This window comes from Rhodanobacter sp. G2-10, from assembly GCF_055809185.1.
In genome coordinates this window covers 162,645-182,893 of sequence record NZ_CM147900.1, presented here as the reverse complement: position 1 = coordinate 182,893, position 20,249 = coordinate 162,645, and the positions used below count along the sequence as shown (strand labels likewise).

Annotated in this window: 17 protein-coding genes; 1 reads left to right on the top strand and 16 read right to left on the bottom strand. The window is 63.1% G+C overall.

Translation table 11 applies throughout. From position 1 onward, the window contains the following. Positions 1-2: 2 nt before the first annotated feature. From AC0L58_RS00805 to AC0L58_RS00790, 4 genes are read right to left on the bottom strand one after another with little or no spacing between them, the layout of a single operon-like run. Positions 3-1,115 (bottom strand): hypothetical protein, encoded by a 1,113-nt coding sequence (locus AC0L58_RS00805; RefSeq protein WP_473685723.1) that lies wholly within the window; start codon positions 1,113-1,115, stop codon positions 3-5. Then, the gene (locus AC0L58_RS00800) at positions 1,112-2,317 is read right to left on the bottom strand and encodes a carboxylate--amine ligase (protein WP_473685721.1); all 1,206 of its coding nucleotides are present in this window, start codon (positions 2,315-2,317) and stop codon (positions 1,112-1,114) included. The genes AC0L58_RS00805 and AC0L58_RS00800 overlap by 4 nt, the downstream gene beginning before the upstream one ends. Beyond that, the gene (locus AC0L58_RS00795; protein WP_473685719.1) at positions 2,317-3,609 is read right to left on the bottom strand and encodes a TIGR04063 family PEP-CTERM/XrtA system glycosyltransferase; all 1,293 of its coding nucleotides are present in this window, start codon (positions 3,607-3,609) and stop codon (positions 2,317-2,319) included. Before AC0L58_RS00795 ends, AC0L58_RS00800 begins: the two co-directional genes overlap by 1 nt. Continuing rightward, positions 3,606-4,682, bottom strand: coding sequence for a glycosyltransferase (locus AC0L58_RS00790; protein ID WP_473685717.1), 1,077 nt, complete (start codon positions 4,680-4,682; stop codon positions 3,606-3,608). Before AC0L58_RS00790 ends, AC0L58_RS00795 begins: the two co-directional genes overlap by 4 nt. 63 nt (positions 4,683-4,745) lie before the next feature. On the opposite strand from AC0L58_RS00790, the gene AC0L58_RS00785 reads away from it, so the two are divergent. Beyond that, positions 4,746-4,868 carry a hypothetical protein gene (locus AC0L58_RS00785; RefSeq protein WP_473685715.1) on the top strand — a complete coding sequence of 41 codons (123 nt, stop codon included), beginning with the start codon at positions 4,746-4,748 and terminating at the stop codon, positions 4,866-4,868. Positions 4,869-4,909: 41 nt separating this feature from the next. Here the strand turns inward: AC0L58_RS00785 and AC0L58_RS00780 are convergent, their stop codons facing one another. The 12 genes from AC0L58_RS00780 to AC0L58_RS00725 all read right to left on the bottom strand — a co-directional run bounded on the left by AC0L58_RS00780 (position 4,910) and on the right by AC0L58_RS00725 (position 20,053). Further along, a complete protein-coding gene (locus AC0L58_RS00780; RefSeq protein WP_473685713.1) occupies positions 4,910-6,853 on the bottom strand; it encodes an XrtA/PEP-CTERM system amidotransferase in 1,944 nt (647 codons plus the stop codon). Between the two features lies 1 nt (position 6,854). Further along, positions 6,855-8,045, bottom strand: coding sequence for a TIGR03088 family PEP-CTERM/XrtA system glycosyltransferase (locus AC0L58_RS00775; RefSeq protein WP_473685711.1), 1,191 nt, complete (start codon positions 8,043-8,045; stop codon positions 6,855-6,857). Further along, positions 8,042-9,610: an exosortase A gene (gene xrtA / locus AC0L58_RS00770; protein WP_473685709.1), complete on the bottom strand. Its 1,569-nt coding sequence runs from the start codon at positions 9,608-9,610 to the stop codon at positions 8,042-8,044. The genes AC0L58_RS00775 and xrtA overlap by 4 nt, the downstream gene beginning before the upstream one ends. Continuing rightward, positions 9,610-10,857 carry a TIGR03087 family PEP-CTERM/XrtA system glycosyltransferase gene (locus AC0L58_RS00765; RefSeq protein ID WP_473685707.1) on the bottom strand — a complete coding sequence of 416 codons (1,248 nt, stop codon included), beginning with the start codon at positions 10,855-10,857 and terminating at the stop codon, positions 9,610-9,612. Before AC0L58_RS00765 ends, xrtA begins: the two co-directional genes overlap by 1 nt. A 2-nt stretch (positions 10,858-10,859) precedes the next feature. Then, positions 10,860-11,921, bottom strand: coding sequence for a FemAB family XrtA/PEP-CTERM system-associated protein (locus AC0L58_RS00760; RefSeq protein ID WP_473685705.1), 1,062 nt, complete (start codon positions 11,919-11,921; stop codon positions 10,860-10,862). Between the two features lie 13 nt (positions 11,922-11,934). Then, complete coding sequence (locus AC0L58_RS00755) at positions 11,935-12,843, bottom strand: XrtA system polysaccharide deacetylase (protein ID WP_473685703.1); 909 nt, start codon at positions 12,841-12,843, stop codon at positions 11,935-11,937. After that, positions 12,840-13,814, bottom strand: coding sequence for an AAA family ATPase (locus AC0L58_RS00750; RefSeq protein ID WP_473685701.1), 975 nt, complete (start codon positions 13,812-13,814; stop codon positions 12,840-12,842). The genes AC0L58_RS00755 and AC0L58_RS00750 overlap by 4 nt, the downstream gene beginning before the upstream one ends. A gap of 100 nt (positions 13,815-13,914) precedes the next feature. Then, entirely contained in the window at positions 13,915-15,465 is a 1,551-nt protein-coding gene (locus tag AC0L58_RS00745) for a TIGR03016 family PEP-CTERM system-associated outer membrane protein (RefSeq protein WP_473685699.1), read from the bottom strand. After that, entirely contained in the window at positions 15,466-16,269 is an 804-nt protein-coding gene (locus tag AC0L58_RS00740) for an AAA family ATPase (RefSeq protein WP_473685697.1), read from the bottom strand. 104 nt (positions 16,270-16,373) lie between these two features. Then, a complete protein-coding gene (locus AC0L58_RS00735; protein WP_473685695.1) occupies positions 16,374-17,960 on the bottom strand; it encodes an XrtA system polysaccharide chain length determinant in 1,587 nt (528 codons plus the stop codon). Between the two features lie 47 nt (positions 17,961-18,007). Beyond that, the gene (locus AC0L58_RS00730; RefSeq protein ID WP_473685693.1) at positions 18,008-18,634 is read right to left on the bottom strand and encodes an XrtA/PEP-CTERM system exopolysaccharide export protein; all 627 of its coding nucleotides are present in this window, start codon (positions 18,632-18,634) and stop codon (positions 18,008-18,010) included. A gap of 18 nt (positions 18,635-18,652) precedes the next feature. After that, a complete protein-coding gene (locus tag AC0L58_RS00725; protein WP_473685691.1) occupies positions 18,653-20,053 on the bottom strand; it encodes a TIGR03013 family XrtA/PEP-CTERM system glycosyltransferase in 1,401 nt (466 codons plus the stop codon). Positions 20,054-20,249: the final 196 nt, after the last annotated feature.

The window sequence follows — 20,249 nt, the reverse complement described above, 5'->3', positions numbered from 1 at the left end:
CGCTAGCTCGCGTCCAGTTGCAGCATGACTGCGTCCATGAAGAACTTGGCCGCCCAGTTGGGGTAGCGATGCTTCATGTAGCCACCGGATCGCGGGTGCGAGCCGGGCATGCCGCCACGTATTCCCATGTCGGCCGCAGTCAAATCCTGGATCGACAGATTGAAGCGGATGGCGTTCTCTGCCGCGGCCTTGCAGGCATGGTCCCCGACTTCCGTGGCCAACCGCTGCCAGATGATGGCCATTTGTGCGTTGCCGGTCACGCAGGTCCAGCGGCTCGCCGCACGCCAGGCAGCATCCAGTCGCCCGGGCAATGCACCGTCGCGACGCTGGCTTTGGGCTACGGCTCGCGCCATCCGTCCCGCCACATCCACGAAGCCGCTGTTGCCGGCGAGCAGCCCCACTTCGAGGATGCCGCGCGTGGCATACGCGATGGTGTGCGTGAGCGGCCGATCGTTGTCTTCCAGATCGTTGTTCTCAAGCCAGCCATTGGGGCGCGCTTGGGTGAGCGCCCACTGCACGTTGCGCACCGCTGCATCGATATAGCGCGGCTCCTGCAGCGCACGGCCTGCCTGGGCGAGCGCGAAGGCGACGCGGGTGTTGTAGGTATTCAGGGTATGCGTGGCGAACGGCGAAGCGAAACGTCGCCAGGCTCCATCGGCATCCTGCGCTGCAACCAGCCACTCCGCCGCACGTATCGCCGAGTCGCGGAAGCGCGCATCCTGCGTCTGCTGCCAGGCGGAAATCCAGCCGAACAACACCTGGCCTGTGTTGAAGATGGTCGGCACGATCTGCGGCGCGTCCAGCGTACCGGCGCGCACGCCACCGTCGGGCAGCTGGATGTCGGACTCCCATGCCGCCATGCGCACGGCCCGCTCGCGGTATTCGTCGTTGCCCGAGAACTGCGCATAACGGAAAAACGTGGGAATGATGTAGCCGGTGGTTTCCGGATACGCGCCTGTCCAGATCCGCTTTTGCACATCGTAGGCAGCACTGACACCACCGCAACCGCTGGCGTCCTGGGCACGCGCCAGCCATTCGGCTGCCGCCTTCAGTCCCGTGCGCGGGTCCGGCGCCTGTGTCTGACGCCTTGAGAAAAATCTGGAAACTGCACTCACGACTTGCTCCCGACCTCTGGTGTTACGCCCATCTTCCTGGAGATACGCCGGCGAAGCGCACCACTCGCATGCCGCAAACTTCCCACCATGCCGGGCATCGGATCGGACCAACGCCACAGTGCATCGGCCACGCGGCTGCCATTTGGATACCCATCTGCCGTCGTCTGGCCTTGCGCCGCCGCGGACTGCTCGTCCTCGGACCGCACTCGCCACACGACGGGTCGCCCGTGCGCGGTGGGTGTCGGCAGGGGCAAATCCAGCTCGGCGCACCACGCCGCATGGGGCAGATTCACACCATTCAAGGTGGCCACTTCTTCCTGGTAGTCCGTCCGGCCCACGGTGGGCTCCACCATCCGGAACTCACCCGTGCGCGAATCGCGTTTGTACTCCATGCTGGCCATGCCGATCACGCCTGCCGCATGGAAAAATTTCGTGGTCATCGCGGAGAGCTCCTCGTGGACTTCCGGTGCCGCGACGCAGCTGGCCGTGCCTCCGACCTGCGGTGGCCAGGAGCGGATCTTGCGGCCGGAGAACGAAGCTGCGGTGCGGCCTTGCCGATCAACATATTGCAGGCAGAAATAGATGCTGGAGTCCGGCCCCTCGATCCACTCCTGCACCACGATGTCCGACATCACCGGCAGGATGCGGCGGACCAGTTCGGCGCCCGCCACGGCGTCCTCCACCCGATACGCCTTCTTGAACTGCTTTCCGTATTCGACGCTGCGCTCGCCGGGTTTGACGACCACCGGATAGCGCAAGGCTTCAATCGCCGGCAGGTTCGCCAGCGAGCGTACGTGAACCAATGGCGGAATCGGGCTGCCCAGTCGTTCGGCAACGGCCTGGAAGCCCTGCTTGTGGAGCAAGGCATCCGTCATTTCCACGCTCGGCATGCTGAAGCGGTAGAGCGTGGCAAGCTGGTCGCGATGTTGCGATACGGCCTTGACGCTTTCCTCCTGGGTCAGGAACAACACCGGGCGCAAGCCGGCGAATCGTGCCCGCGCCAAACGCACCAGCTCTTCAATCAAGAGCTCGCCTTGCAATGAGCGCACCGCCACGCGATTCACGGCCCGGGTCCGCATCTCCGGGCGTTGCGCATCGACATCAAGCAGCCACACCGGCACATGCGCGCGCACCAGGCTGCGCGCCACGCCGAGACCGTTGATTCCCGCACCGAGGACGACGGCGGGCGTGTCAGCGGCCATCAGCCTGCTCCTGCATGCGGTCGGGCGCGAGCAAGCGCGGCGGCATAAACATCGCGGTAGCGAGCCACACTGGCCTTCCAGGTGCGCTCGGATGCCACGTACTCGTGTCCACGAGCGATCACGCCGTTCCAGCTTTCCGGAACCCGCAACAGATCGGTCAGACAACCGGCGAGGGCCTCGCTCGAGCCCGCCTTGAACAAATGACCATTGTCGCCAGCGCGTATCAGTTCGCGGTGCCCGCCGATATCCGACGCCACCACCAGCTTGCCCATGGCCATGGCCTCGAGCGGCTTCAGCGGCGTGACCAACTCGGTCAGTCGCCGCGAGATCCGGGGATAGACCATGACATCCATGGCGTCGTAATAGCGGCTCATTTCACCGTGCGGCACCCGCCCCGTGAAATGCACCACCTGATCAAGACCGAGGTCGGCGGCCAATGAGCGCAGTTCGGCGTCTTGGGGTCCACCCCCGAGGAGCATCAAGCGCACCTCGGGCATGGCTCGCACCACGGCAGGCAGCGCCCGGAGCAGGACATCCAGCCCTTCATACGCATAGAAGGAGCCGGCGAACCCCAGTGTCTTCCCGCGGGTGAGCCCATACTGCGCGAGCAAGCCGCTGTCCGGGCTTGCGGTGTCATGGAACTGGGACAGGTCGACCGCATTGGGGATCACGGTGATCTTGTGGGCGGCAATGCCTCGCTCCAGCATGTCCCCGCGCAAGCCTTCGCAAATGGTGGTCACTGCATCGGCCTGGCGCAGCGCCCGCGTTTCCATCGCGCGAGTCAATCGGTAGCGCGGGCCCCATTCGCGCGCCGTGCCCTGGTCGACCGCGGCATCTTCCCAGAACGCGCGCACTTCATAGACCACCGGAATGCCGGTGGCGCGGCCAACCGCCAGCGCGGGAAATGCGTTCAGCACGGGTGAGTGCGCGTGAATGATGTCCGGGCGCACGGCCTCAACCACTTCAGCGAGTCGGTCCTGCAGCGCGCGCATCAGGGCGCGGTACTCCAGAAGCGGAAGCTTTGCGGCCAGGCCGACCGCCGGCGGGGTGCGGTGGAACAGCCAGTCGTCGATCTGTTCCTCGCGATGCTGCCCACTGCCCTGTTTGGGGCCGGTCAGCTGGAACGTCTCCCACCCCGACGCACGCTGCTCGCCGAGAATGGAAAGCGTGCGGAAGGTATACCCGCTATGCAGGGGCAACGAGTGGTCTAGCACGTGCAGGATGCGCAGCGGCCGGTCAGTCGGCCATGCGCGGGGAGATGGGCTCCGCGTGGCATTCAATGTCGCGCTCAAGTCGCCGCCTCCATTGCCGTAGCGGCCGAACGCACGCGCGCATACAGCGCGCACTGCGCCGCGACCACGGGCTCCCAGCCCAGGGATTCCGCGAACTTCCGGGTCGTGCATCGATCGGGGTTGCGCGCTCGCAACGCGTTCCACGCATTCGCGAGGGCTTCCGGACATCGTTCCCGCATGAGTTCTCCTGCCTCGGGAGCGGTGATCAGTTCAGGTGTGCCGCCGACATGCGTGGCCAGTACCGGTGTACCGCAAGCCAGGGACTCCAGCACCACGTTGGGCATGCCTTCCCGGCTCGATGCGAGGACCATTGCGTCGGCGACGTTGTAATAGTCGCATAACTCGGCGTTGGGAATGGCACCCAGAAAGCGCACGCGCTCGTGCAAACCGAGTCGGTCCACGAGGCGGCGCAAGGTGCGCTCCTGCGGACCGTTGCCCGCGATCAGCAGCGTCACATCGGGCACCCGCGTCAGCGCCACGATGGCGATGTCGACGCCCTTCAGTTCGACCAGATGGCTTACCGTCAGCCACACGGGGCCGTCGAGCCCCAGGCTCGCGCGCAACGGGGCGCGGTCACGTGGCCCGAAACGCTCCAGATCGACCCCGTTGCGCAGCACCGTAACCTTGCCGGGATCCACGCCAAGCGCGACGAGACTGTCTTTCAAGGCCTGCGACACGGTCACCAGGGCGGCGGCGCTCTTTGCGGCCCGGCGGATTTGCCGTCGGGCCCGTCGGTAGCGCGGTATCCATGTCACGTCGGTACCGCGGGCACTGATCACCACCGGCTTGCCGATCGCGGCGCCAAGCCGAGCTGCCGCCACGCCGTCGGGGTAGAAATAGTGCGCGTCAATCAGATCGAAATCGGCGCCACCTGCATTCAGTTTTCGCAACACCGGCAAAAGCGCGCGATACATGAGCCACGGAGCGATGCTCATGCCCAGCTTCGGGATCACCGGATAGCGCGGATGCAAAATCCTGATGCCGTGACGCGTCTCCTGCCTGGGCACCGCAGCAAATTTGGCATAGCTGCCAAACATCGCGCTGCGGAATGGAAACCACGGCACCGGCGCCACCACCGTTGCCGACACCCGGCCGGAGTCCACGAGGTGGCGCAACCGTCCTTCGACAAACAGCCCATGACCCGGCTGCGCGGCATTCGGATACAGGCTGGTGAAGACCAGCAGGCGGATCTTGCGTTCGCCACCTGCGCCGACGCGACCGTCGGCGTCTTGCCGAGCCATGCCGACTGCAGCGACTGACGGCATGGCGTCGACGGCAGCACCGTGGGCGGAGGCCTTCGTCATGGCATGGCCCCCGGCACCGCCGCGAGCTGCACGCCAGAAGTCGTGGCAGCGGGCTCCTGCGTCTGGCGCAAAAAAGCGTCCAGCATCAGCAGGCTCCACAGCGTCGTGCTGTGATCGGCACGGCCCGCCACATGTTCACGCAGCAGTCGATCGAGCATCGACAAATCGAAGTATCCGCACTCGGCCACAGCCCCGCCAAGCAGTGCCTCGCGAGCGCGCTGCGCCAGCGGGCCGCGCAACCAGACAGCCAGGGGTACGCTGAAACCCATCTTGGTCCGGTACAGCACGTCGTGGGGCAAATCCGATTCGAGCGCCTTCTTGAGGATGTACTTGCCATTGCTGCCCCTGAGCTTCAACTCGGGCGGCAAGGATGAGGCCCACTCGATCAGGCGATGGTCGAGCAGCGGCACGCGCACTTCCAGGCTGTGCGCCATGCTGGCGCGGTCCACCTTGGTCAGGATGTCGCCGGGAAGCCAGATCTTGAGATCGAGGTACTGCGCCAACAAGAGCGGGTGATCGGTGGGCGCGTGCTTGGCATGCGAGCGAAATACCTCCAGCGCGGTGTAGCCCTGCAACTCGCGTTTGAAGCTCGCGCTGTAGAGGCGCTGACGCATGGCCAGGGAGGTGGTGCTGACGGTATGGAAATAGGCTTCCACGTCATCGCGGGCGAGGGCTTGCAGGGTGGTCTTGGCGCGCAGCGGGCGCGGCGCCCAGTCGGCCTTCGGATAGATGCCGCCCAAGAGTCCGAAGACCGGCTTGCGCACGCCCGAGGGCAGGCGCGCGCGCAGGCTGCTTTCCCACGCATGCCAACGGTAACGCCGGTAACCTGCAAAATTCTCGTCCCCACCGTCGCCCGACAGCGCGACCGTCACCTGGGTACGCGCCAGTTCGCACACGCGGTAAGTCGGCAGCGCCGAGCTGTCGGAAAACGGTTCGTCATACACCGCTGCGAGCGTGTCGAGCAGTGCGTAATCATCCGCACTCACGCGCCGCTCGAAGTGCTGCGTACCCAGATGGCGGGCCACCTGCCGCGCATACACCGTCTCGTCGAAACCGTCATGGTCGAAACCGATGGAGCAGGTGCGCACCGGTTGGCGCGATACGCGGCTCATGCTGGCCGCCACGGCGCTCGAATCCACGCCACCGGAAAGAAACGCGCCCAGTGGCACGTCGGCAACCATCTGGCTTTCCACGGCGCCATCGAGCAATGCGCGAAGCTTGGTCACGGCCTCGTCCGAACTCAGGTCGATGTCGCGATTGAAAGGCACATCCCAGTATTGGCGAAGCGCCGGCTCGGGTTCGCCGGCGCGCCACGTCAGCCAATGGCCGGGCGGCAATTTGCGAATCCCGCGATAGATGCTCTTGGGGTCCGGCACGTAGCCGAGAGCCAGATAGTCTTCCAGCGCCTGCGGATCCAGATCGCGCGGGACATCCGGGTGTGCCAGCAGCCCCTTGAGTTCGGAAGCGAACACCAGGTCGCCGGAGCGGGTGAATCCGTAGTAAAGCGGCTTGATGCCGATATGATCTCGCGCCAGGAAAACACGCTGCGCGCGCATGTCCCACAACGCGAACGCAAACATGCCGACCAGGCGCGACAAGCACGCTTCGCCCCAATGTTGCCAGGCGCGCAGCAGGACCTCGGTGTCACTGTGGCTGGTGAACGCGGTGCCCAGCGCTTCCAGCTCGGTCCTGAGCGCCTTGAAGTTGTACAACTCGCCGTTGTAGATCAGCGCCAGCCCGGCGGCTTCATCCACCATCGGTTGCTGGCCGTGACTCAGGTCGATGATGGAGAGACGACGATGACCGAGTGCCACGCCACGACCCATGTAGATCCCGGCCTCATCCGGCCCACGGTGACTCTGCGCATCACGCATCGCCAACAGCACCCGTTCATCCGGGCGGCCTTGCTGCGACGACACGATTCCGGCCAGTCCACACATCTCAGTGCTCCTTGCGTCCGGCCAGGCCAGACATCGTGCGTGGCATGACGGTGCGGGTCGACCGACCCAGCAGCGTGTCGTACAGCGTGACGTACGCCGTCACCATGGCGCTCAAACTGAATCGCTCGGCGACGCGGGCGCACCCCGCCGCACCATGTTGACGTCGCAGCGCTTCATTCACGACGTAGGCACGCAGTGCCTCTGCCATGGCGTGCGGATCACCGGCCGGTACCAGCGTGCCGGTCACGCCAGCCTCCACCACCAGGGCCACACCACCGACGTCGGTGGCAACCACCGGAAGTCTGGCGGCCATCGCTTCCAGCAGGGTGACGGGCATGCCCTCGGCAATGGATGACAAGGCGAACACGTCGCACTCGGCCAGCAGTTCCGCCACGTCCTCACGACTGCCGAGAAGTCGCACCGTTCCGCTCAGGCCAAGCTCCGCGATGCGGCGTTCCAGTTCATCCCTTTGCGGTCCCTCGCCAGCGAGGATCAGCCGGACTTCGGTGGGTCCGCATGCTTCGCGCAGAAGCCTGAATGCCGAGAGCAGACCCGCCTGATCCTTGACCTTGTCCAGACGCGCCACATGGCCGATCAACACGCTACCGGGCGGCGCAAAGTCACCCAGAAGCCTGCGCGGCGCCGACTGCGCGCGCGACAGGTCGAACGCCGCGGCATCGATGCCGTTGGCGATGTACGCCACCTTGGCGCGTGGAATGCCTGCGCGTTCGACAAGCCAGCGTTGCAAGTCGGGAGCTACCGCGACGTATCGATCGATGAGCGGCGCCATCCAACGCCGCAACCGCAGATATTTGCGGCTCTCACCTTGCGGGTCCGCCGCGTCACGCCCGTGTTCGGCGTGAACCAGGCGGCGCACGCCGGCAAGCTTCACGATCGGTGCCAGGTCGAGGGTTCCGATATTGTAGGTTTGCACCAGATCCGGCTTGAGCGCGCGCAACGCGCGCCAGAGTCGCCCATAGCAGGGCCAATCCTTGCCGGGCTTCTTTTCCAGCGACACGCACACGGTGGCCACGTCGTCGATTTCAGCGCGGAGATCACCGAAACCCGCCAGGGCAATCACCGCGTGCCGGTATCGGTCACGGGTCGCATGGATCAGCGATACGACGATACGTTCCATGCCACCGGTATCCAGCCGGTAGAGTACGTGCACGATCAAGGGCTTCTCGTTCACTGGTCATCCCCGGAAGCGGCATGTTCGCGGTGCACGCGCACGTCGTTCAGGGCACCCGCCGGAAGCGCCCGCGCAAATGCGCTCAGATCGGCCCGTGCCTGGTCGATGCCTCCGCTGGGAACCGGCGCCGACAATGCCCACACCGAGGATTGCGGCTCCTTGCCACTCAGCACGTCGCGAGCCTGCAGCAACTTGGTCAGCATCGGTGAACGGGTGCAACGGCCATCCACGCAATACCAGTACCACACGAGGCGGGAGCCAGTCGTACCGCTGAGCTGCAGTTCTCCAGCCGTGAGGCTACGGCCACCGATGAGCATGAGCGGCCGGCTGTCACTGCTCAGCAGCTGCATGTGCTCCGCATCGAACAGGCGATTTCCGAAAGTGATCAACGTATGGCCACGACGCGGCTTGCCGGTGTAGATGGCATGAAACAATTCGACCACTCCACTGTCGGCATTCAGACGATAAACCGCCTTCACTTGCCCGGCAGCCCCGCTGAAGCTCGGCTCCCAAGTGGTGGCAATGGTTCGGGGCCCACTCCAATTCTCGATCGTCGGTGCCACCAGTTGCACGCGTTGTACCGGTGTCGGTGACGAAAGCGCGGCGGCCATCGCCGGACCGGCGAGCAACAGCACGATCACCAGCGGCCAAGCCAGCATGCGCATGCCGGAAGGAATGTTGTCATTTGCGGGGAGCTTCTGAGGCACGACCGGAGGGTCACGGAAAAACCATCCGATCAACAGCAACAGCAGCAGCACCGTGCCGAAGAACTGCCAGCCAAAAATCATGTGGTCGACACCGGTGGCGTATTCCAGTCCCCAGGTATCGCCAATCAGGATGGTGAAGTAAACGCGCAAGCCGTTCGCAATGATCGGCACCACGGCTGCCATGGCCACGAACAACAACCGCTTTCGCCAGCGCTGGTACATCAGATAGGCATACAGGCAGCCGAGCGCGCTGCAGGCGATGAAAAACTTCACGCCGCTGCAGGCATCGGCAACCATCCACACCGCCGCGGGCGTGATGATCTCCCGCCCATTCATCAGGACCGGGCTACCGGTCAATTCCAGCGCGCTCACCGCAAAATGTGCAGTGATGTCCTGCAACGGACCTACCAGTCCGTCACCCCACGGAATCGCGAACACCACCAGATAGCCCAGTGGAAATGCCAATACCCACAGCGTGCGCCATCCCCAGCAGGCCAGTACCAGGGCCGGAACCAGGCATACCAGGGCGACATGCTGCACGAGGTTGACATCGATCAGGACGCCGACATACCAGAGGAATGCCAATCCGGCCACCGCCAGCAATCCCCACGCGCTCGGTACCGGCGGGTTCGCGCGTACTTCCTGGCGCAGATTGAACGCCAGCCACAAGCTCAACGGAGGGATCAGAAACGCGTACTGATAGGTTCCGTCGTGATCCCAGACCCACACCAGCGATTCCACCGTGGGCCAATAACCGATCAACAGGACAACTGCCGCAAGCCCAAACGCGATCGTGGCCAGAGTCCAGCCGGAAACGCGCGAAAGAAACCGGGTCCGGACCTCCACTATCCTCGTCATCAACACGCCCCCCGCCCGGCCGCACGCTCGCTACGATCGGCGCCTGCATCGAATAGTGCGGTGCCGAGCACGCTTTCGTAGATGTCGAGGTTGCGCACCCAGTCAAAGCGCGACAGCACCATGGCGCGTGCCGCCGGTACGCGTGCGGCTTGCGATACATCCAGCCAACGCAGAGCTTCGCTGGCCATGACCTCGGGCGAATCACTGATGCAGCCTTGACGACCGGGGAAGTCCTCGATGCCCTCCCAGGCTTCCGGGGTGGCCAGCATCACCTTCTCCATGGCCAGCGCTTCCAGCACCTTGTTCTGGATCCCCCGCGCGATGCGCAAAGGGGCCGCCACGGCGTGAGCGTGCGCCAGATACGGTCGCACGTCTTCCACGCGTCCCGTGACAACAATGCCGGCAAGCTGACCCAGGGCGTGGACGGCGGCGGTCGGGTTGCTGCCCACGACATAGAAGCGCGCCTGCGGGCAGCCGGCGAAAATCCGCGGCCAGACTTCGCGCGCGAACCATTGCGCGGCATGCACATTGGCGCGGTAGTCCATGGCGCCCACGAACACCACGGCGCGCTCATCCGCTTGATAGGGACTGGCACAGGTCCGCTGCGGGTCCCAATACAGGCCGTCCACGCCGTTGGGAATGCCGTGCACCTTGTCGGCCGCTGCCGGCACCTGCTGACGAAAGAACGCCGCTTCCGATTCGGACACGAGCACGCTGGCGTCGAATTGTGCGGCAATCGTGCGTTCGAACTCCCGCAGTCGATCCGCTTCGCGCTGGTAGATCAGGCGTTTCAGGCCGCGATGGGCCTGCGCGTACTGGCGCCACTTGTCGGAATCCACATCCACGAAATCCATCACCCGTCGCAGCTGCGGATGCGCGATGACGAACGGTGCCACGCCGGACGAATAGCAAACGACCAGGTCCAGCTTGTGCGCGGCCAGCAGCCCGTCGATCCAGTGCTGCATCACACGGTCGCGATAGGCTCCCACGGTGAGTGGTTCCTGGCGCAGCAGAGATGCCAGCGCCCGCCTGCGCACGGTCCAGGGTGTCAGGGGTCGAACGCAGACTTCGGCGCACAAGGCCTCGACCGGCGCGACGTATTGCCAGTCCGCAGGATCGTCCACGAACGTACCGAGGTACACCCGGTGGCGCTGCGCGAGTCGCTGCAGCACGTGGTACGAGCGGATCTTGTCGCCTTTGCTCGGCGGCCAGGGCAGTCGGTGGCAGAGGAAGAGTATGGAGCGCATGGCTACCCCAAATCCCTGGCCACCCACGGGCCCAGCGCGCAGCTGATCGGCAATGGCAGACGCTGCCAGGCCTTGATGAACAGACTGTACTTGCTGTTGGTGGGGCTGATGTTGGGGACGGTTTTGGCGCGCACCAGATGGTAGGCATAGGGCAGCGGCTGCGGCTCAAAACCCCAGTGCTTCTTGAAATGATACGAACCGGTGTCCTGCTTGCTGCGGCCGAAGTCGAACAGGCGGGCGCCCCGCTCCACCGCGCGCTGCATGACCGACCAGTACATGAAATCGTTGGCCGCCAGATGACGGCCTCGCGCCACGCTGCCACCGTAGTAAGGATGCACTTCATCGCGGAAGTACAGGCTCATCACCGCCGCGACGGGCTCGCCCTGATGCGTGACCACGGTGATTTCGCAATCCTCCCCAAACGTCTGTTGAAGTCGCATGTAGTAGTTGCGCGACAACACCGGCGTGCCGAGATTGCGCACGCTCTCGGCGTAGACCCGGTAGAACTCGGCGACACTGCCGCCGTGGCGTGCCTCCAGGCCCAGGCCGATGCCTTTGCGAACCATGGCGCGCTGCTTGCGTGGAATCGCCTTCAAGTTTTTGTCATGGTCCGGATCAATCGCCTTGCGGAAGCTGACGTACAGGTCCTTGACTGGCCACGCTGCATGGCGCAACGCGCGGTCACGCAATTCGAGATAGTCCACGCGCAACTCGTCGGCAAGCGCGGCCGCCGCGCGCGTGAGCTGTGCCTCGGCGTCCGCGTCAGCTGCCACCACGCCGCCATAAACGCACTGCGGCGTCGAAATGAGGGAGTGGCCAAACAGGCGACTACGTATTTCGGCCAGCGGCAATATGCCAGCCACCAGTCCATTCCGTTCCACATACAAATAGTGGCAGCGGTGACCGAGCTCCTGCTCTATGATGTCGCGCCAGGCGGCGCGATGGAAAAACGTCGCTTCGGGCGCGTCCTCGGCAAATGCGTCCCAGCGTGCCTCATCACCACGTTGCAGGCGCTTGATGGCACAAGTGTCGACTGGACTTTTGTCGTCCGCTTGATCCGGCATGTCCTGATTGCCCTCAATTCGCACAGAGTTCGGCAGCCTGCAACGTCACCACGGGGAAGTCGGCGGCTGCATCGGCAAGAAACACACGATCCATGCGGTCGAAGCGAAAATCGCCTATCAGACGCTCGAGCCGTGGCATCGTGCGTTTCAGATTCAAGTAGTGGCGCACCTGGTTCTTGAACGTCACGCCGGGCACCCTGGGCTGCTCCGGATCCGTCTCCCATGGATGGAAATAGAACACGCCGGCGGCCCGTTCCTGACGATTGACGCGGCGCAGACCGCGCTTGAACAACGCGTACGGCAGCAGGCGGAAGTAGCCACCGCCTCCACAGGGCCAGTTGCGCCCCCATCGCCGGGCGGTGGTCACCGGGATCTCGAGCAGGCCCGACTGCGACGTGAAAAACGGAAACCTGGGCGCGTCCGGCATGCCGTAAAGGTCATGATGAATCGGCACGATGCTGGAACTGTAGCGATAGCCGGCTTCACGCAATTCGTCGTGTGCCCACAGCGTCCCGGGGCCGATGGAATAGCTCGGCGCCCGGTAACCGGAGACGGCGAAGCCAGTCACGTCCTCCAACAGGTGTTTGGTGCGGACAATGTCGTCACGGAAATCGCCGCGCGTCAGATTGGTGATTCGCTCATGGCCAAAGCCATGGCTCGCAACCTCGTGTCCGGCCGCATGGATGTCTCGCACCAGCCCGGGAAAGCGTTCCGCCACCCAACCCAGCACGAAGAAGGTGGCGTGCACGTCGTTTCGCGCGAAAAGCTCCAGCACGCGCCGGGTGTTGCCTTCGACTCGCACGGGCCACCGCGGCCAGTCCTCGCGCCGGATGCACTTTTCGAACGCGGCAACCTGGAAGTAATCCTCGACGTCCACCGTCATGGCGTTGACAACGGGCGCCCGTGGCGGCGACGTGTTCATTTGCGCTTTCGCCGGGAACGGCCACGTCGCGGCTTGCTTGCCACGGCTTCTTCCGTGACGGGCGCTGCTGGCGGTTTGGTCTTCAGCAAGCTCCTGAGCTGGATGTTTTCGTGCATCAGCTGCAGCAGGATATTGTTCCGCTGCTTGAGGTCGAGCTCGGTGTATTCGGCTTCACGCTGGGCCGGTGTCGTGGGTGACGCCGGATCCAGACGCGACGGCGACGGAGGCGCCTCGAGCGTCTGCGGCACGTCGGCCATTTCCTCGCGAATTTCTTTCAGCACCGTGGTCAGCGCCGCCTGGTCGAGGATGTGCAACTCCTCCAGGTACCCATGCAGAAGCAACCGATCCATGATCAGGTTGACCTTGCGCGGGATACCGCGGCCCGCAAGATACACGCCCGCGAAGATGCCCGGCGCGAGCTCGGGATCATGGTTCCAACCAACCGCGCGCAGGCGATGCAGGATGTAGTCGCGACATTCCTCGGCCCCCATCGGCTCCAGCTTGTGGGACGCGATGATGCGCTGGCGCAACTGTTCCATGCGATGGTCGACGATGGTGCGTTGCAGCTCGGCCTGGCCAATGAGAAAGACCTGCAGCAGCGCATGGCCGTTGATCTCGAAATTCGACAGGATGCGCAGCATCTCCAACGCCGCCGCAGTCAGGGTTTGCGCCTCATCCACCACCAGCAGCGCATGTGAATGACGCTCACGCAGGCTCGCCAGGTGCTGCCTCAGGTCCTGCAGCAGGGCCTCCTTGCCGCGCCCCTCGTAGGCCAACTGGAAAGCCGAAGCCACGGCCGGCAAGATGTCCTCACCGTCGAGATTGGCCGACGCAATACCGGCGATCGCAATGTCGCGATGTGCGAGTTCTTCGAACAGTTTCTGGATGAGCAGCGTCTTGCCGGTGCCAACCGCGCCGGTGATCATCACAAAGCCTTCACCTTGTTCGAGCCCGTACAAAAGGTACGACATCGCGCGCTTGTGACCCTTGCTCGGAAACAACATGGCCGGGTCTGGCGTCAATTGAAAAGGTTTGCTGTGGAACTTGTAGAACGCCTGATACATATGGCTCTCAGAATAAATGGGTCCACTGCACGAAGACCACGTTCACCCGATAACCATGCGCGCCGGGCACACCGGAATACACGTTACGCGAGTCATGGCGCACCCGCAAACTGGCGAAGCTCTTCGGAGTCATCTGGTGCACGAGTTCCAGCTGCGCATAGCGATTGTAGTTTGTCTGGCCATCCTGGAATTGATATCGCTGCCATCCCAGCATGGGCGTAATCGCGGTGAATGCGCCAAGATCAAACCTCCATGAAAGGTTGGCATTGGCAACCTTTTCCTTGCCGTCATCCAGCATGAAGAACGTTCGTTTCTCGTCGTACAGCATGAGGCGCAGGCTGCTGGTCGGCATGGTATAGGTTGCCGAGGCGGTGGCACGCTTCATGAGGTAGATCCGACGCTCTGCCAGCGATGGAATCCCCGAAATGTTGACCGGCGGGCGAATCACCTGCGCAGGATCCTGACCCAGCAACTGCTGGTTGAGATCGGTGGGCTGCTCCACGTAACTTGCAGTTGTCGTCAGTAGCGCTGCAGTCCGTGTCCATGAAAACTGGTAGCTGCGCCCGTAGAAACGGTGCCCCGTCAGAAGCTTCAGGCTGTTGCGGCCCTGCGTCCAGTCGAATCCGACATCCCAGAAGTCGGTGCCGAGCTTGCGCGATGTACCGTCCGGCAGGTACCTGTTTTCCTTGCCGAAGTCGGCCAGCAACCTGATGCTGCTGTTGACCCGCCAGAAGACCCCCAGCTTGGCCATGGCAAAGTCGACACTTTGGCCGAAGTCGGGCCGCAGGCGCTGATCGGAATAACCTGCATTCCATCCCCAGGTTTCATATTCGGGGCTCACCAGACTGAACAGCAACGCGTTGCTGGTGACATTGGGAATCCCGCTCAAGCGACCGGCACTTTGCCCCTTGATGCCGTGATCGTCATAGGTCACGCGTCCCAGGGTATAGCGCAGCATCATCGTGCCGCCCCTGCCCAGGTCCTGACGCCAATAGGGGCTGAGCGCAGCCCTGGCCACATTGGCGTTGTTGTTGTTCAGAAAGAAAGTGCCGGACCCGGACGGCAATTCGTTGTTGATGACCTCGCGCCCGTACTGTGCCGCACCATCGATGAAAAGATGCTGCGGAACAACGGTAAAAGTGCCAAACGTCTTGAGGTCCTGGGCCAGTTGACTGGAGTGGGATTGTCCTGCGTACAGGTAGCCGGTCAATTGGTAATTGAGCACGCCGGAAAATCGCGGGCCGTTGCGTGCCCATCTGAAAAACGGCTGGACCTGGGTAATCCAGCTCGACTGCTTGGGGTCGCCATTGGCCGCCAGCTTCAGATTGTCGGTATAGAGCTCACCCAGGGTGACGCCCAGCACCATGCCGGGTGAGTCGATGGTCGGCTGCGGGATCACACCCACCGGTGCGTCGGCATCGGCGCCCGGCGCCTGTTCATCAAGAAACGGATCCCGTGCGTTCGATGCATCGACACGCATGCTCTGCGCCGTTGCCGCGCTCAACCATCCGCCCAGGACGACTGACGACAACACCGCGGTGGTCGTCAACGTACGCATTTAGGCTTCTCCTTTGAGGACCTTGATATCCTGACCGTGATCTTTGTAATAGTTCTCGCCCGCGGGCTGCCGACTCATGTTGAGAAGCAAGCCGACATACTGCAAGTCGTCCAACCGTCTCAACGCCGAGTTGACCGATTGCCGCCGGGTGCGACTCGCCGCCACCACCAGAACGACCTGGCCCATGTGCGAAGCCAGCACCTGCGATTCCGAAGTTGCCAGCAGCGGCGAAGAATCAAACACCATCAGACGCCGCCGGTTGCGCCCACCGAATTCATCGAGGACATGCTCCATGCGTCGACCGCGAAACAGTTCCGCCGCGAGAGGATGACGCGCCCCCGCAGGCACCACCAGCAGATTCGGCACATCGGTACGCATGATCGCCTCGGACGGAGCGCGCCGTTCATCCGCCAGCACGTCCATCAGACCGGTTTGTCCGCCGAGGCCGAACACACGGGTGATATCGGATTTCGGGATGTCGCCGTCCACCAGCAGCACTTCGAAATCCGTCTCACGCGCCAGGCTCAGGGCCAGATTCAGCGCAGCAAAGGTCTTGCCTTCACCTGCCTCCGCGCTGGTCACCATGATGCGTTTCCCGCGGACCAGTGCCTGGGAACCCTTGTCAATCGCATTGGCCAGCAACGGTCGCTTCACACCGCGCAACTCGTCTGCAAGCCGACGCTCCGCCTCGCCATCGACCGGCAGCAGTCCCAAACGCTTGAGCTCGCCGGCATCCACTTTCCACACCGTCTGTGGTTCCTCGGGCTGTTCCGGCGCGCGCGCCCGCTCCTGCAAACGCTCCACCGTCGACGTGGCTGCCGACTGGGGCGCGGCCTCGACCGGGGGAGGCGCCGATGGCGCCACCGGTGGCGAGGTTTTGAGCTTTTCGGCGGCTTTCTCGACAATACTCATGCGACACCCATGACAAAGAAGTGCTGCACCATACGGGCAAGATGTCCGTCGAATGCAAACGCAAGCACCAGCACCATGGGCAGCAGGCCTGCCCCGGCACAGAATCCGATCATGCTGCGACGTTGTTCCCGACGGCGCGCCCGCGACACGATCAAACTGAACGCGCCAAGTACCGGGTAGTCGCCGGCGGATTGCAGGCCCCTGATAGTCACGAATACGGGCGTTATCTTGTGAAGGAGATAGGCAAACCCGGCGCCGGCGGCTATCGCAAAGCCGAACACCAGCAGCAACAGCAGACCGCGATCCGGGCTAGCCGGGATTAACGGCACAGTCGGCGGATTGATCACCCGGAATTTCAGGTTGTTGCCGCTTTGCGTCGCGTCCTGCGACAACTGCGCCGTGTTCGAACGCTCCAGCAATTGGTCGTACTGCTTCTTGGTCACGTCGTAGTTGCGCATCAGCTGCTGCAACGTGGCCTGCACATCGGTAATCTTGTCCGCCTCGCTTTTGAGGGTGGCGATCTGGCGTTTTTGCAGGGCAATCTGGGTAGCCAGTGTCTGGATATTGACCTGGGTGGTGTACATCGACTTCTGCATTTCCTGGTACACCGGATTGTCCGAGGCCACGCCCATCACCGAGCCGCTCGCCACGTTTTGTTGCAGGGCCGCCCGCCGTGCCTGGAGCTGCGCGATCATGCGCCGCGTAGAAATCACGTCCGGATATTCATCGGTATAACTCAGCAACAGCGTGTTGAGTTTCTGCTGGTAGGCGGCAATTTGCTTGTCGACCACCTGGGTGCGTGGATCGACCCCGGAACCAGCCGAGCCAGTCGCCATCGCGCGCATCTGCTGCTGAGTGGTGGCGCGGCTGGCGATAGCCGTGTCGTATTGCGCCTGCAAGGTCTGCAGTTGCGTCTCGGCCGCCTGCAATCGCGTGAAATAGCTGCTGCCACCCTGGCTCGGGATATAGCCAACGTTGGCTTTCTGGAAATCTGCCAACTTGTTCTCGGCCTCGCTCAACCGCTTGCCGTAATCCTCGACCTGTTGGTCGAGGAAGTTCTGGGCGGTCGTGGTGGAGGCGGTGTTGGCGCCCACGGTGTCGTTCATCAGGATCTGCAGAAAGGCCTGCACCACCTTCTGCGCCATGTGCCGGTCCGAGTCGCTGTAGCTGATGTCATATAGGCTTTTCGTGCCAGCGTCCTTGATTCGTACGGCGTTGCCCAGTTTCAGCAGCAGCGCATCCTTGTCCGCCGGCGTCGAGGCTCGCAGGGACAAGCCGGTCTTGTCCGCCACCGTCTCCAGATTGGGGCGTGACAACAAGGTATGCGTGACCACCTGCAGTCGCGCGCGGACATCCGGCTGCACCGCGACACCGCTCAACAACGGATTCGTCAATGCATCGGTGTCCGCATACACCTGCGCGCTCGCTTCATATTTGTTCGGCAGGCTGAAAACCAGCAACACGCCCACGATCATCACGCACCACGCGACGATCAGCGCACGCCAGCGATAGCGCCAGGCAGCGCGGACCTCCAGCAGCACGTACTGGAACAGCTCATGTAAATCGAATGAATCGGTCTGCATTGCTCAGTTTTCCGGGGGTCGCCAACGGCAGTCGTGTCGTGGTCTTGTCAAAACAGTGACTGGGGAATGATCAGGATGTCGCCGGGTCGCATGACGACGTTGTCCTTGATCGCGCCATCCATCAAGGCGCCGAGGCGTACCGGGATGGTCTGCTCCTTGCCGTCGGGTGTGCGCCGGACAATCTTGGCGCTGTTGCCCGCGGCAAACTTGGTGAGGCCGCCGACTTCGATCATCACGTCCAGGACGGTCATCCCGCTGCGATAGGGCACGGCCTTGGGCGTCATCGCCTGGCCCACCACGCGCACCTGCTGGCTGTAGGCACCCACGAAGCTCTTGACGATCACGGTGACCAATGGAGCCCGGATGTAGCGACTCAGCTCCGTCTGCAGGTCACCCGCCAGCTCCTCCGGAGTCTTGCCTGCCGCCATCATGGATTGCACCAGCGGAATGGAAACGCGCCCGTCCGGGCGCACCGGCACCGTGGTGGTAAGTGTCGGGTTGTCGCGCACGAATATTTCGAGCGAATCGCCCGGACCGATGATGTAGCGCTCCACCGATGGCGACGACGTCGCCGCCGGCGAGTGGACGGTCGGCGTCGTGCTGCAACCTCCCATCAGAAGGAAGCCGACAACAATCATCAGCCAGAAAGCATGGTTTCGCGTCAGCGGTTTCACTTGCTCTTCTCCTTGACTTCAGCGGGCACCGCGTCCGAACAGCACAACTTCCACCGTCTGGACCAGAATGATCAGATCGAACACGAAATTGTGGTTTTTCACGTAAAAGAGGTCGAACTTCAGTTTTTCCTCGGCATCCTCGAGGGATGAGCCGTAGGGGTAACGCAATTGCGCCCAGCCGGTCAGTCCGGGCTTGATGGAGTGTCGCAGCGAGTAGTAGAGAATGCGATTGTTGAAATCGTCGACGAACTGCGGCCGCTCCGGCCGCGGGCCGATAATGCTCATGTCGCCGCGCCACACGTTCCAGAGCTGCGGCAATTCGTCGATCCGGACCTTGCGGATGAAACGCCCCACCTTGGTCACCCGGTCGTCGTACTTGGTCGCCCAACGTGCCACGCCATCACACTCGGCGTCGGTACCCATGCTGCGAAACTTGATCACCCGGAACAGCTTGCCGTTTTCACCCACGCGCGTCTGGTAATACAACACCGGGGCGCCCAGGCCCGACTCCAGCCAGATGGCCAGGACGGTCAACAGCATCAACGGCCACGTCAGCAACAATACCAGCGAAGCGATGACCAGATCGAAGGCACGCTTGATGGCGCGCCTGGCGGGAGAGATGTTGAAGCCATCCGAAAACACCAGCCACGACGGATTGGTCGGTTCCATCTTGATCTTGCCAGCCTCGCGCTCGAAGAACTCGGCGAGCTCGGTTACGGCGATCCCTCGCTGCTTGCATTCCAGCAGCTCGTTCACCGGCAAGGTACCGCGGCGGTCGTCCGGGCCGACGACAAGTTCGTCGATGCCAAGCTTGGTCGCCCAGTCAAACAGTGCTTGACCGGGCTGCAGCAGCAGGGACGGCGGGATGGACACCGGATCGCCACCCACCGGCACGCAACCGAGAATCTTGAACCCGCGTTGATCGGATTTGCGCCGCATCATGCGAATCATCTCGGCGGCGCGCGCACCGGCGCCGAGCACGACCACGCGGCGCTTGAACAGATCGGCATCCACGAAGCCCAGGAATGACACTCTCCATATCGCCAGAACCAGATAGCCGAGCAGCAAGGCTATGCCAAGAACCCCGCGCCCCAGGTACGCGACGGGGAAGGCGTAATAGAGGACGGACAGTGCAACACCGCCCAGCAGGAAGGCGACGCCCTGTCGGCTGAGGCGACCCAGCCAACTGGCACGCAAGTGAACTTGATACAGGCCGAGCGAAGCCATGGAGAGAATCAGCACCACGGCCACCAATGGCGTGCGCCATCGTATCGCGTGACTGAACGAGCTCTGTGTGGTGGCGTCCCCCCAATAGCGCAACACCACGGCAGCGTAAACGCATGCCACGAGCAGCAAAAACTCCACGAGCACCAAAAGTATCTGCCACCGGGCTGCCCCAAGTCGCAACAGTCGAGACACGTCGCACCTCCTTCGCTGACCAGCGCTCTAGACGAGTAACCCCTAGTTGCAAAAATGGACAGGCACTGTATCACGAAGTGTGACTATGCTCATGTTTTTTCACAGCTCCCTGTGTTAAAGCATAAAGCATGCCTGACAACGATGGCGGACTGTGAGCTGCGCCGCATGCCAGCATATTGCATCGCAACATCAGCAA

Coding starts and splice junctions, on each gene's coding strand:
- AC0L58_RS00745 (WP_473685699.1), bottom strand. CDS start 15,465: ATGCGTACGTTGACGACCACCGCGGTGTTGTCGTCAGTCGTCCTGGGC.
- xrtA (WP_473685709.1), bottom strand. CDS start 9,610: ATGACGAGGATAGTGGAGGTCCGGACCCGGTTTCTTTCGCGCGTTTCC.
- AC0L58_RS00755 (WP_473685703.1), bottom strand. CDS start 12,843: ATGAACACGTCGCCGCCACGGGCGCCCGTTGTCAACGCCATGACGGTG.
- AC0L58_RS00735 (WP_473685695.1), bottom strand. CDS start 17,960: ATGCAGACCGATTCATTCGATTTACATGAGCTGTTCCAGTACGTGCTG.
- AC0L58_RS00765 (WP_473685707.1), bottom strand. CDS start 10,857: ATGCGCTCCATACTCTTCCTCTGCCACCGACTGCCCTGGCCGCCGAGC.
- AC0L58_RS00800 (WP_473685721.1), bottom strand. CDS start 2,317: ATGGCCGCTGACACGCCCGCCGTCGTCCTCGGTGCGGGAATCAACGGT.
- AC0L58_RS00780 (WP_473685713.1), bottom strand. CDS start 6,853: ATGTGTGGACTGGCCGGAATCGTGTCGTCGCAGCAAGGCCGCCCGGAT.
- AC0L58_RS00760 (WP_473685705.1), bottom strand. CDS start 11,921: ATGCCGGATCAAGCGGACGACAAAAGTCCAGTCGACACTTGTGCCATC.
- AC0L58_RS00785 (WP_473685715.1), top strand. CDS start 4,746: ATGACCCGGCTGCGCGGCATTCGGATACAGGCTGGTGAAGACCAGCAG.
- AC0L58_RS00750 (WP_473685701.1), bottom strand. CDS start 13,814: ATGTCGTACCTTTTGTACGGGCTCGAACAAGGTGAAGGCTTTGTGATG.